The organism is uncultured Citricoccus sp., assembly GCF_937871995.1.
Taxonomy (GTDB): Bacteria; Actinomycetota; Actinomycetes; order Actinomycetales; family Micrococcaceae; genus Citricoccus.
Genome location: NZ_CALMQR010000136.1, coordinates 1 through 11,476, shown reverse-complemented (window position 1 = coordinate 11,476; position 11,476 = coordinate 1). Strand labels below are relative to the sequence as shown.

Sequence of the window (11,476 nt, the reverse complement as noted above, 5' to 3'; positions counted from 1 at the left end):
AGGTGCTCGCCTGGGCGGCCGCGGCCGCCGTCGGGCACGCCGAGCCGGCAGAGATCGACCGGTACGGGATCACCGCGGCCCTGGCCCTGGCCGGACGCCGGGCCTGGCACCGCGTGGTCCAGGACCTGGGGGCACCGCCGGACGTGGTGCTGCTGGACGGCCGGGACGACTTCCTGCCCAGGGCGCCGCTCGATGCGTGCCGCGCCCTGTCGGCCGGGCCGGGCCGGGTGCACCTGCAGGTCAAGGCCGATGCGACGTGTGCGACCGTGGCCGCCGCCTCCATCCTGGCCAAGGTCGAGCGGGACGGACTGATGATCCGGCTGGCCCGGGAACATCCCGTCTACGGCTGGGAGGGCAACAAGGGCTACGCCGCGGCCGGCCACCGCCAGGCCCTCATCGAGCGCGGTCCGAGCCCGCACCACCGGCTGAGCTGGCGGCTGGTGCCGGAGCCGGTGGCCGCCGAGCAGCCCGTCCTGTCATGGGACGTCCCCGGTGAGGGGACCGGGGGAGAATGGACGGCATGAGCGGCGACGAACTCGAGAACTACGAAGCCGAGATGGAGCTCCAGCTCTACCGGGAGTACCGGGACGTGGTCAGCCTGTTCCGCTACGTGGTGGAGACCGAGCGTCGGTTCTACCTGGCCAATGCCGTGGAGCTCACGGCGCGGTCCGAGGGCGGGGAGGTCTTCTTCGAGGTGCTCCTGGAGGACGCCTGGGTCTGGGACATCTACCGGACCGCCCGGTTCGTCAAGCGCGTGCGGGTCCTCAGCTTCAAGGACGTCAACGTCGAGGAACTGCCGCAGCGCGACGACCTCCAGTTGCCGCAGGACGGTCCGGCACTGGGCTGATCCGCTCCGCCCGCTCCTCCACATCCCGCCCCCTGCGGGTCTCCATCCCCAGTCGGGCCCTCCCGGGGCCCACACCGCCCCCGCCCGCGTCAGGCTGGGTGGTGGAGGTGGAGCAATGGAACACTCTGCAATGTCGCGCACCGGATCCGGGGCATCGGCGGCCCACACGGCGCTCGGCCGGTTCGGCGAGGACGTGGCCGCCCGGTGGCTCGAGGACCAGGGCTACCAGCTGGTCGACCGCAATTGGCGCGGCACGGGCGGTGAACTGGACCTCGTGGCGATCCACCAGGGCTGGTGGGTGGCCGTGGAGGTCAAGACCCGGCGAGGCACGGGGTTCGGCCACCCGTTCGAGGCGATCAGTCCCCGCAAGCTCAGACGCCTGTACCGGCTGGCGCACCAGTGGGGTGCGGCCCATCCGGAGGCGGGGAGGCTGGCGGGCTGGCGGGTGGACGCCGTCTCGGTGCTGCTGCCCTCCGGCGGGGGACTGAGCGTCGAGGTGCTCCGGGACGTCCGGCCATGAGCAGGACACCGGTCATGGGCCGGACCCTCGCCGTGGCCCTGACCGGCATGCACGGCCACCTGGTGGAGGTGGAGGCGGACATCGGCCAGACGCTGCCGGGGTTCGTCCTGCTGGGCCTGCCGGACCAGTCCCTGCAGGAGAGCCGGGACCGCATCAAGGCCGCCTCCCGGAACTCCGGACTGCCCCTCACCCGGCGGCACCTCACCGTGAACCTGGTGCCCGCGGCGCTGCACAAGCGCGGGCCGGGCTTCGACCTGGCCATCGTCATGGCCTCGTATGCCGCGGACGGCCAGGTGCGCCACGTCGACGGCGCCGTGTTCCTGGCCGAGCTGGGCCTGGACGGCCGGCTCCGCCACGCGCCGGGCATCCTGCCCAGCGTGATGGCCGCCGTGGACGCCGGTTACCCGGAGGTCGTCGTGGCCGAGGAGTCCGTGGACGAGGCCAGCCTGGTCCCCGGGGCACGGGTGCGGGGGTACAGGACGCTCCATGACGTCATCCGTGCCTTCGGTGGCGTCCCGGAGGCGCCCCCGCTCACCGCCGTGATGCCCCCGGGGCCGGCGGCCCCGGTCGAGGACCGACCGGGCACCGGTGCGGACGCCGCGGACGGGGCTGGGACCTGGGCCGGTGCGGCCGCGGACCTGGCCGACGTCTCGGGGCAGTACGAGGCACGGTTCGCCCTGGAGGTGGCGGCGGCCGGGGCCCACCACCTGTTCCTGGAGGGCAGTCCGGGTGCCGGCAAGACGATGCTGGCCGAACGGCTCCCCGGGATCCTGCCGCCCCTGGACGACCGCACGGCACTGGAGGCCACCGCGGTGCGGTCCCTGGGCGGGGGAGCCCGGGAGGCGACGGGCCTGGTCCGCAACCCGCCGTTCCAGTCTCCCCACCACTCGGCCTCCATGGCCTCGCTGGTCGGGGGCGGCTCCGGGGTGGCGCGGCCCGGGGCGGCATCCCTCGCCCACGGCGGGGTGCTGTTCCTGGACGAGGCCCCCGAGTTCGACCGGCGTGTCCTCGACGCCCTGCGCCAGCCGCTGGAGTCCGGGACGGTCACCCTGCACCGTTCCGGCGGGACGGTGCGCTACCCGGCCCGGTTCCAGCTCGTGCTGGCGGCCAACCCCTGCCCGTGCGGGTGGGGAGCCGGCCGCGGGAGCCGGTGCCGGTGCACCTCTCTCCAGCGCCGGCGGTATTCCGGCCGCTTGTCCGGTCCGTTGCTGGACCGCGTGGACATCCAGGTGACCGTGCCCGCCGTGGATGCCTCGGCACTGACCTCGGGTCCGGCCGGGGAGGACTCGGCCACCGTGCGCGGGCGCGTGCTGGCGGCCGTGCGGCGGCAGCACGAGAGGCTGGCCCCGCTGGGGCTGACCCGCAACGCGCACGCTCCCGCCACCCTGCTGAGGGACGGCCCGCTGGCCGTGGACCCGCGAGCGCGCGCCGCCGCGGATGCCGCCGTGGACCGGGCCGAGCTCACCGCACGAGGTCACGCGCGGGTCATGCGCCTGGCCTGGACGGTCGCCGACCTGCGGGGCGCGGACCGGCCGGGGGCCGGGGACGTGGACACGGCCCTGTACCTGCGCCGCCGCACCGAGGGTGAGGAGGCCGCGTGAGCACCGAACGGGCCGGACACGCCGAGCGCATCGCCCGGGCCGCCCTCACCCGGTTGGTGGACCCCGGGGACGTCCTCGGCCTGTCCGCGGTCCGGGTATGGGGTGCCGTGCGGGCCCTCGACCTCCTCACCGGACGGGACCAGCCGAGCGCGGACGAGCGCCAGGAACTCTCCCTGTCCGTGCAGTCCGCCGGGACCCCGCTGACGAGCCGGGGCTGGCGGAACGGGCGGGAGCGCTGGAACGCCCGGTCGGGGACGCTCGCCCCGGAACGCGACCTGGAGACACTGCACCGCCTGGGCGGCGGCCTGCTCATCCCCGGCGACCCGGGGTGGCCCCCGGCCGTCGAGGACCTCGGGCCGGCGGCACCCGTGGCGCTCTGGTACCGCGGGACCGGGGGGATGCCCCGGGCGGAGAGGACCCTGGCCGTCGTCGGCAGTCGGGAGGCGAGTGCCTACGGACGGACGGCGACCCGCATGCTGACCGGGGGGATCGGTGCACGGGGGATCACGGTGATGTCCGGTGGCGCCTACGGGATCGACGCCCTCGCCCACCAGACGGCCCTGGGCTCCGGCACGGGGGAACCCGCCACGGTCGCCGTACTGGCCGGCGGACTCGACCGCTTCTACCCCGCCGGCAACGAACAGCTCCTGCGGGACGTCGCCTCGAGTGGACTGCTGCTGTCCGAGATGTCCCCGGGGACCAGCCCCACCCGGCACCGCTTCCTCCAGCGCAACAGGCTCATCGCCGCGCTGTCCGGGGCCGTGCTGGTGGTCGAGGCCCGCTGGCGATCCGGCGCGCAGAACACCGCGGGCCATGCACTCGGACTGGGCCGCGACCTCGGTGTGGTGCCCGGCCCCATCACCTCGGCCACCTCGGCCGGGTGCCACCGCCTGCTGCGGGAGTCGCCGGCGGTGATCGTCACCCAGGTCGAGGAGGCCCTGGAACTGCTGCCCGGAGGCCTGGTGGCCGGATCCGGTCCGGGCACACCGGGGCAAAGGACCCCGGGGACCGGGCCCTCCGGTGGATCCGGTGGCGCAGCGGACGACCGGCCGCATGACCACCTGACCGTGGAGGAGCTGCTGGTGTACGAGGCGTTGCCGATGCGCAACGCGGCACCGGTGGACCGGCTCTGCTCGGTGGCCGGGCTGGGTCCCGGGACCGTCCTGGGAGTGCTCCAGAAGCTGCACCGTCAGGGTCTGGCCGACCAGCAGGCGGCCGGGTGGCGGCGGCGATCCGGCTAGTCCGGACCTGTCGGTGGCAGAGTGGGACCATGTCCGCCACGCCAGATGCCGCCACCCCGGAACGCTCCCGCCCGCCACGGCTGTCGCAGCGGGATCGGTCCTGGGTGGAGGGGTTCGCCGAGTATCTGGTGCATGAGCGGAACCGGTCCCCGCAGACCGTCCGCGCCTACGTCTCGGATCTCGAGGGACTGGTCCGGGACATCGCCGGGCACGCGGGGCTGCCGGTCCAGGACGGTGCCCTGCCGGACGTCCTGGGGGAGATCGACCTGCCGGACCTGCGCGGGTGGCTCGGACGCCTGGCTCTCGCCGGGCGGTCGCGTTCCACGCTGGCACGGAAGGGGGCCTCCGTGCGCGTCTTCATGGCCTGGGCGGTGCGCGAGGGGCACCTGGACCAGGACCCGTCACTCCGGCTGACCTCCCCGAAACGGACCGGCACCCTGCCGGATGCCCTCAGCGCCGACCAGGCCGGACGGCTGCTGGACGCCGCGGGCCAGGCCGCAGGGGCAGGAGGGGGTCGGGCCGCGGGGCAGGAACCACACCGGACCGCGGGACAGGCCACTCAACGGGCGGCAGACCGACCACCCGGGCCCGGCCCGGGGCGGGCGCGGGCTGAGGAGGCGCAGGTCACGCACCGCTCGGGACACCTCACCGTCGAAGAGGCCCGCCGTCGCGCCGTCGCGATGCGTGACGCCGCGATCCTCGAACTGCTCTACGCCACGGGCCTGCGGGTCTCGGAACTGGCCGGACTGGACCGCGCGGACGTGGACCATGAGCGGCGCACCCTGAGGGTCACCGGCAAGGGCGGCAAGCAGCGCACCGTGCCCTTCGGGGTGCCGGCCGGGACCGCCCTGGGCCGGTGGCTGGACCAGGGCCGGCGACACCTGGCGGAGGCCACGGGTTCCGAGGGGCCTCGCCACGAGGACCCGCTGTTCCTCGGCGTGCGCGGGGGGCGCCTGGGCGTGCGCCAGATCCGGGAGATGGTGAACACCTCCCTGGCCGCCCTGGGGGACACCTCCGCCAGCGGGCCACACGTGCTGCGCCACACGGCCGCCACCCATCTGCTGGACGGCGGCGCAGACCTGCGCAGCGTGCAGGAGCTGCTGGGCCACTCCTCGCTGCAGACCACCCAGCTCTACACCCACATCTCCATCGAACGGCTGCGCGAAGGATACCGCCAGGCACATCCGCGGGCGTGAAGCGTCGACCGGCGGGTCGCCCACACCGCGGTATTGGCCCACGTGACGTCGATGATGCACAATGGTGCGGAGGAGCACACGAGGGACAATCGCAAGGCTGACCTCGGACGCTTTCCGAGAACTGAACATCGAGAGGACATGCGGCGCTGGTCGCATCCTCCGGGAGCCGGAACAGGCTCCCCCGCCTGTGGGGTCGTTGGGGAAGACGTACCGCACAGCACTGGGAGGAACGTATGTCTGAAACCATGGTCCGTGGAATTCTGTACATCCACTCGGCCCCTGCCGCACTGTGCCCCCACATCGAGTGGGCCGTGGGGTCGGTTCTCGGTGCGCAGGACCGCCTGGAATGGTCGGCGCAGCCGGCCGCCCAGGGAGCCTACCGTGCCGAGATCGGGTGGACGGCAGCCCAGGGCAGCGGTGCCCGGTTGGCCTCGGCGCTGCGGGGATGGGCCCACCTGCGGTACGAGATCACCGAGGAGGCCTCGCCGGGCTGCGACGGCAGCCGCTGGTCCCACACCCCCGAACTGGGCATCTTCCATGCCACCACGGACGTCACCGGCAACATCATGGTCTCCGAGGACCGGATCCGGTACGCCTACGAACAGGCCAACGGCGATCCCTCGGCCGTCTTCCACGAACTCAGCCTGGCCCTGGGTGAGGCCTGGGACGAGGAGCTCGAGCCCTTCCGCCAGGCCGCCGACGGCGCCCCGGTGCGCTGGCTGCACCAGGTCGGCTGACCGACCGCACCCCACCACCCCTTCCAGTCACGACGAGGCCCGCCAGGTGATCCTGGCGGGCCTCGTCGTGTGTGCCGGTCGGCGGATGTGCCAGACCGTCCGGTCGCGGCGGGATCAGACGCTGCGGAAGACGGAGACGGCGTTGTGGCCGCCGAAGCCGAAGGAGTTGTTCACGGCGACCCGCTGGCCCTCGGGGAGCTGGCGGGGGGTCCCGGTCACCACGTCCAGCGGGATCTCGGGGTCCTGGTTCTCGAGGTTGATCGTCACCGGCGCCTGGCCGTGGTAGACCGCCAGGACCGAGAGGACGGACTCGATGGCCCCGGAGGCGCCCAGCAGGTGACCGGTCTGGCTCTTCGTGGCCGAGACGGGCACCGCGTCGAGATGCCCGGCGAACACGGACTTCATCGCCAGGTACTCCGGCCGGTCACCCACCGGGGTCGAGGTCGCGTGGGCGTTGACGTGGCTGACGTCCTCGGGGGAGGCCCCGGCGGACTCGAGGGCTGCCCGGAGGGCACGGGCGGCACCCAGGCCCTCCGCCTCCGGAGCGGTGATGTGGTAGGAGTCCGAGGTCACGCCCGAGCCCGCCAGTTCGGCATAGATCCGGGCGCCGCGGGCCCGGGCATGCTCCTCGGACTCGATCACCAGGGCACCGGCGCCCTCGCCGAGCACGAAGCCGTCGCGGTCGCTGTCGTAGGGGCGGGAGGCGCGCTCCGGTTCGTCGTTGCGACGGGAGAGCGCCTGCATGGCCGCGAAGGCGGCGATCGGCAGCGGGTGGATGGCGGCCTCGGTGCCCCCGCAGACCACCACGTCGGCCTGACCACTGCGGATCAGCTGGAGGGCCAGGTCCATGGCCTCGGTGCCGGACGCACAGGCCGAGACGGGGGTCCGGGCGCCGGCGCGCGCACCGAGGTCCAGGCTGATCGCGGCCGCGGGCCCGTTGGGCATGAGCATGGGCACGGTCATCGGCAGCACGCGGCGCGGACCCTTGTTGCGCAGGGTGTCCCAGCCGTCCAGCAGGGTCCAGACGCCGCCGATGCCGGTGCCGAAGGCCACGGCGAAGCGATCCGGGTCCACGGTGCCCTCACCGGTCAGGCCGGCGTCTGCCCAGGCCTCGCGGGCGGCGACCACGCCGTACTGCGTGGTGGGGTCCATCCGCTTCATCTCGACCTTGGTGAGCGAGTCGGCCACGGGCGAGCTCAGCTGGGCGGCGAACGTCACCGGCAGCTCGTACTCGGCGACCCAGTCCTGTTCGAGGGGGCGGGCACCGGGCGTTCCGGCCAGGGCGTTCCGCCACAGGGTGGGGACGTCGCCGCCGATCGGTGTCGTGGCACCGAGCCCGGTGATCACGGCTGTGCGGTTCATGTGTCTGCCTTCGGTCGTCAGGGTCGGTGGACCCGGAAAGTGATTCGGGGCCGGCTGGGTCGCAGGCGGCCGGGGTGGTGGCGACGGCCGGTCAGGGGGTCTGGTCCACTGGGGACTGGACCCCCTGACCGCGGCCGGCCGGTGTCAGGCCTGTGCGGCCGCGATGAACTCGACGGCGTCGTTCACGGTCTTGAGGTTCTTGACTTCCTCGTCCGGGATCTTGACGTCGAACTTCTCCTCGGCGTTGACCACGATGGTCATCATGGAGATGGAGTCGATGTCCAGGTCATCGGTGAAGGACTTCTCCAGCTGGACCTCTTCGGTCTCCAGGCCGGTCTCCTCGTTGACGATCTCGGCCAGTCCGGCGAGGATCGCTTCCTTGTCTGCCATGTCAGGCTCCTTTCGGGACGCACTCGTCCACTGGGGTGGTAATCGGTGGTGTTCGGGATACTCCGTCGTCCGGCGGACGAGGAGGTCTGTGGGGCGGTCCCGGGCTCAGGGGAGCCGGACCACCTGGGCGCCGTAGACGAGCCCGGCGCCGAAGCCGATCTGCAGGGCCAGGCCGCCGCTGAGGGAGGGGTCCTCCTCGAGGACGCGGTGCATCGCCAGCGGGACCGAGGCTGCCGAGGTGTTGCCGGTCTCCTTGATGTCCCGGCCGATGGTGACCGTGTCCGGGATCTTGAGCTGCTTGGCCAGCTCGTCGATGATCCGCTCGTTGGCCTGGTGGGGCAGGAAGGCCGCCAGGTCGCCCGGGGCGACGCCGGCCTTGTCCAGGGCCTCCTGGGCCACCTTGGCCATGGACCAGACCGCCCAGCGGAACACGCTGGGGCCGTCCTGGCGCAGGGTCGGCCAGAGCCTGTCCTCGGGGTTCGTCAGGGCCGAGGTGTCCCCGGTCCGCCGCGCGGTCTCGGCGGCGTCGCGCAGGTCCAGCAGGGACCGGGTCATGCTCACGGTGTCCCAGCGCTCCCCGTCCGAACCCCACACGCTGGGAGCGATCCCGGGCTCGTCGGACGCGGCGATCACGACGGCGCCGGCGCCGTCGCCGAGGATGAAGGAGATCGAGCGGTCGGTCTCGTCGATGATGTCCGAGAGCTTCTCGGCCCCGACCACCACGACGTTGCGCGCCATGCCGGAACGGACCAGGGCATCGGCCTGGGCCACGCCGTAGCAGTACCCGGCGCAGGCGGCGGAGATGTCGAAGGCCGGTGCCGGGGTCGCGCCGAGGTTGTGGGCCAGGGCGGCGGCCACGGAGGGCGTGGCATAGGGGGAGGTGACGGTGGAGACGATGACGGCGTCGATGTCCGCTCCGGTCAGCCCGGCCTTCTGCACGGCCTCCTGGGCGGCCTCGGTGGCCAGGTCGAGCAGGGAGGTCTCGGCGTCGGCGCGCCGGCGGGTGACGATGCCGGTGCGCTTCTGGATCCACTCGTCCGAGGAGTCGATGGGACCGGCGATGTCGTCGTTGGTCACCACCAGGTTGCCGCGCGCGGCCCCGACGGACAGGATCCGGCTGCCGGTGGCCGGCACGTACTGGTTCAGGGTGGGGGTGGTCATCTGGTCCTCGACGTTCTGCTGGAGGTCTGGGCGTGCGGTGCGGGCGGGAGCCCGGTCACTCGTGGGTGGTGGTGTGCTCGGCGATGAACGCCCGGGCGGCGTCCAGGTCCTCCGGGGACTTCAGCGCGAGCGTGGGCGTGCCCTTCAGGGCGCGCTTGGCCAGTCCGGTCAGGGTGCCGCCGGGCAGCAGTTCCAGGATGCCGGTCACGCCGGAGGCCTGCAGGGTCTGCATGCACAGGTCCCAGCGCACGGGGCGGGTGACCTGGTCCACGAGCCGGTCCACGACCTCCCGTCCGGATCCCACGGCCTCGCCGTCGCGGTTGGACAGCAGCGTCACGGCAGGATCGGCGGGGGACAGCCCGTCGGCGAAGGCCTTCAGGTCCGGCACGGCCGTGGCCATGTAGGGGGTGTGGAAGGCACCGGCCACCTTCAGGGCGATGACGCGGGCCTTGGCCGGCGGTTCGGCCGCCAGGGCGGCCAGGGACTCCAGCGAGCCGGCGGCGACGGTCTGGCCGCCGCCGTTGGCATTGGCCGGGACGAGCCCGTGGGCTGCGAGCGCGGCGAGCACCCCGTCCGGATCGCCACCGAGCACCGCGGACATGCCGGTCGGCTCGGCGGCCGCCGCGGCGGCCATGCCGGTGGCACGGATGCGGACGAACTCGAGGGCCTCGGCGGCGGGCAGCACGCCGGCCAGCGCGGTGGCGGTGATCTCGCCGACGGAGTGCCCGGCCGCGACCCACCCCTGTGCGGGCAGATCCTTCAGGCCGAGGGCACGGGCGGAGAGCAGGCCGGCCGCCACGATGAGCGGCTGGGCGACGGCGGTGTCCTTGATGGTCTCCTCGTCGGAGACGGTGCCGTGGCCGGTCAGGTCGACGCCGGTGGCCGTGGACCACTCGGCCAGCAGGCCGGACATCCCGTCCAGTTCCAGCCAGGGCGCCAGGAACCCGGGGGTCTGGGAGCCCTGTCCCGGGCACACGATTGCAAGCATGCCCTCTACTGTGTCAAAACCGTGACCTGGTTCCGGGGCGGTAGCGGTACCAAGCTCTGCGCGTCGTTTTGGAGGTTTCCTACAAAAGCCATGGGCCGCTCCCGCCGCCCGGCCGGGGCACCCGCGGCGGTTCGTCGCTAGCCTGCCTCGTCAGGAGGGTATAGCCGGCCCACCGCGAGCGCGGTCTGCAGCACGTAGGCGTCCCGCGGGTTCAGGGGGTCCCAGCCGGTGATCTCGCTGACCCGGCGCAACCGGTAGCGCACCGTGTTGGCGTGGATGAACAGCTCCCGGGCGGTGCCCTCCAGGGAATGACCCAGCTCGCAATAGGTGTCCACGGTCTCCAGCAACGAGTTGCCGGCGGCCCGCAGGGGGGCGTGGACCCGCTGCACCAGCGTCTCGACGGCGGTCCGGTCGCCGTTCAGCGCGCGCTCCGGCAACAGGTCCTGGGCGTGGGTGGGCCGCAGGGCGCGCGGCCAGGCGGCGGCCGCGGCCAGTCCGGCCAGGGCCTCCCGGCCGCTGCGGTGCGCTTCCACGAGGGAATCGGTCACCGGGCCGTAGACCACGGGCCCCTCGCCGAACCAGGGACTCAGGGCACCGGCCGCCCGGGTGGGGTCGCTGACCCCGCCGAGCACCAGCACGAGCCGTTCGGCCTGGACGCCGACCAGGATGTCGAATCCCGAGCGCGCGGCGGTGCGCCGCATCCCGGACAGCCGGGTGGGCAGCTCCGCCTCCGGAGTCCGGCCGGCCATGACCATGACGGAGTTCCCGCCCTTCCAGCCCGCGGCCGCGGCCCGGGAGAGGATCTCGTCCGGTCCCTCCCCGCGCAGCACGGCGTCGAGCAGCACCGCCTCGTTGCGGCTGTCCCAGGCGCCCCGGGTCTCCGCGGCGCGGGCATAGACGTCGGCCAGGGCGAAGGCGATCTCCCGGGAGTACCGCAGCACCGCCTCGCGAACCAGGGTCTGGTCGCGGTCCTGCACGATGCCCGGCACCTGGGCCTCGACCACGTCGACCACGGTGCGGATCAGCTGCAGGGCCCGCTGCAGGCTGATCGAGCGGGTCAGTTCGGTGGGCGCCCCGCCGAACACCTCGCCGAGCACCGTGGTCATGGTGGTGGAGGGCCGCTCGAACCAGGACAGGAACCCGGTCAGGCCGCGCTGGGCGATCAGCCCCAGGGAGGACCGCTCGTCCGGGGTGAGCTGACGGTACCAGGGCAGCGTGTTGTCCAGCCGCTGCAGGGTGGCGGTGTTGAGTGCCCCCAGGTGGGCCCGGAGACGGCGCAGGGACTCCTCGGAGACCTTGCGGGGTGGGGTGATGCGCGTCTCGGACATGCTGACGAGCATAGGCGGGACCGGCGCCGCCGGGCGGCCCGTGACCGGCTCGTCGTTGTGGGGAACCGACAACGACGGCGGCCGGTGAGGTGCGCTGTGCACCTC

The 11,476-nt window shown here is 73.3% G+C and carries 12 protein-coding genes; 7 read left to right on the top strand and 5 right to left on the bottom strand.

Translation table 11 applies throughout. The features are described 5' to 3' along the window. The 7 genes from Q0283_RS16135 to Q0283_RS16105 form a co-directional block, all read left to right on the top strand. Positions 1–524, top strand: a 524-nt coding sequence (locus Q0283_RS16135; RefSeq protein ID WP_298045600.1) for a ribonuclease HII, incomplete at its 5' end; no start/stop codon positions are given. After that, positions 521–847: a DUF2469 domain-containing protein gene (locus Q0283_RS16130; RefSeq protein ID WP_183524860.1), complete on the top strand. Its 327-nt coding sequence runs from the start codon at positions 521–523 to the stop codon at positions 845–847. The genes Q0283_RS16135 and Q0283_RS16130, both read left to right, overlap by 4 nt. A gap of 115 nt (positions 848–962) precedes the next feature. Continuing rightward, the gene (locus tag Q0283_RS16125) at positions 963–1,367 is read left to right on the top strand and encodes a YraN family protein (RefSeq protein WP_141566095.1); all 405 of its coding nucleotides are present in this window, start codon (positions 963–965) and stop codon (positions 1,365–1,367) included. Next, complete coding sequence (locus Q0283_RS16120; RefSeq protein WP_298045596.1) at positions 1,364–2,968, top strand: YifB family Mg chelatase-like AAA ATPase; 1,605 nt, start codon at positions 1,364–1,366, stop codon at positions 2,966–2,968. Before Q0283_RS16125 ends, Q0283_RS16120 begins: the two co-directional genes overlap by 4 nt. Further along, positions 2,965–4,209, top strand: coding sequence for a DNA-processing protein DprA (locus Q0283_RS16115; protein WP_298045594.1), 1,245 nt, complete (start codon positions 2,965–2,967; stop codon positions 4,207–4,209). The genes Q0283_RS16120 and Q0283_RS16115 overlap by 4 nt, the downstream gene beginning before the upstream one ends. 104 nt (positions 4,210–4,313) lie before the next feature. After that, positions 4,314–5,405, top strand: a complete 1,092-nt coding sequence (locus Q0283_RS16110; RefSeq protein WP_298045602.1) for a tyrosine recombinase XerC — start codon at positions 4,314–4,316, stop codon at positions 5,403–5,405. 233 nt (positions 5,406–5,638) lie between these two features. Beyond that, positions 5,639–6,142 carry a DUF3145 domain-containing protein gene (locus tag Q0283_RS16105; protein WP_029139283.1) on the top strand — a complete coding sequence of 168 codons (504 nt, stop codon included), beginning with the start codon at positions 5,639–5,641 and terminating at the stop codon, positions 6,140–6,142. 114 nt (positions 6,143–6,256) lie between these two features. Here the strand turns inward: Q0283_RS16105 and fabF are convergent, their stop codons facing one another. The 5 genes from fabF to Q0283_RS16080 form a co-directional block, all read right to left on the bottom strand. Next, entirely contained in the window at positions 6,257–7,504 is a 1,248-nt protein-coding gene (gene fabF, locus Q0283_RS16100) for a beta-ketoacyl-ACP synthase II (protein ID WP_183524864.1), read from the bottom strand. Between the two features lie 144 nt (positions 7,505–7,648). Continuing rightward, complete coding sequence (locus Q0283_RS16095; RefSeq protein ID WP_010145104.1) at positions 7,649–7,894, bottom strand: acyl carrier protein; 246 nt, start codon at positions 7,892–7,894, stop codon at positions 7,649–7,651. 105 nt (positions 7,895–7,999) lie between these two features. Continuing rightward, a complete protein-coding gene (locus Q0283_RS16090; RefSeq protein ID WP_298045591.1) occupies positions 8,000–9,055 on the bottom strand; it encodes a beta-ketoacyl-ACP synthase III in 1,056 nt (351 codons plus the stop codon). A 55-nt stretch (positions 9,056–9,110) separates the two neighbouring features. Continuing rightward, a complete protein-coding gene (locus Q0283_RS16085) occupies positions 9,111–10,043 on the bottom strand; it encodes an ACP S-malonyltransferase (RefSeq protein WP_298045589.1) in 933 nt (310 codons plus the stop codon). A gap of 137 nt (positions 10,044–10,180) precedes the next feature. After that, positions 10,181–11,371: a CdaR family transcriptional regulator gene (locus tag Q0283_RS16080; protein WP_183524871.1), complete on the bottom strand. Its 1,191-nt coding sequence runs from the start codon at positions 11,369–11,371 to the stop codon at positions 10,181–10,183. Positions 11,372–11,476: the final 105 nt, after the last annotated feature.

Excerpts from the sequence above, each read along its gene's own strand:
- Q0283_RS16095 (WP_010145104.1), bottom strand. The coding sequence starts at position 7,894 with ATGGCAGACAAGGAAGCGATCCTCGCCGGACTGGCCGAGATCGTCAAC.
- Q0283_RS16080 (WP_183524871.1), bottom strand. The coding sequence starts at position 11,371 with ATGTCCGAGACGCGCATCACCCCACCCCGCAAGGTCTCCGAGGAGTCC.
- Q0283_RS16125 (WP_141566095.1), top strand. The coding sequence starts at position 963 with ATGGAACACTCTGCAATGTCGCGCACCGGATCCGGGGCATCGGCGGCC.
- Q0283_RS16090 (WP_298045591.1), bottom strand. The coding sequence starts at position 9,055 with ATGACCACCCCCACCCTGAACCAGTACGTGCCGGCCACCGGCAGCCGG.
- Q0283_RS16130 (WP_183524860.1), top strand. The coding sequence starts at position 521 with ATGAGCGGCGACGAACTCGAGAACTACGAAGCCGAGATGGAGCTCCAG.
- Q0283_RS16105 (WP_029139283.1), top strand. The coding sequence starts at position 5,639 with ATGTCTGAAACCATGGTCCGTGGAATTCTGTACATCCACTCGGCCCCT.
- Q0283_RS16120 (WP_298045596.1), top strand. The coding sequence starts at position 1,364 with ATGAGCAGGACACCGGTCATGGGCCGGACCCTCGCCGTGGCCCTGACC.
- Q0283_RS16085 (WP_298045589.1), bottom strand. The coding sequence starts at position 10,043 with ATGCTTGCAATCGTGTGCCCGGGACAGGGCTCCCAGACCCCCGGGTTC.
- fabF (WP_183524864.1), bottom strand. The coding sequence starts at position 7,504 with ATGAACCGCACAGCCGTGATCACCGGGCTCGGTGCCACGACACCGATC.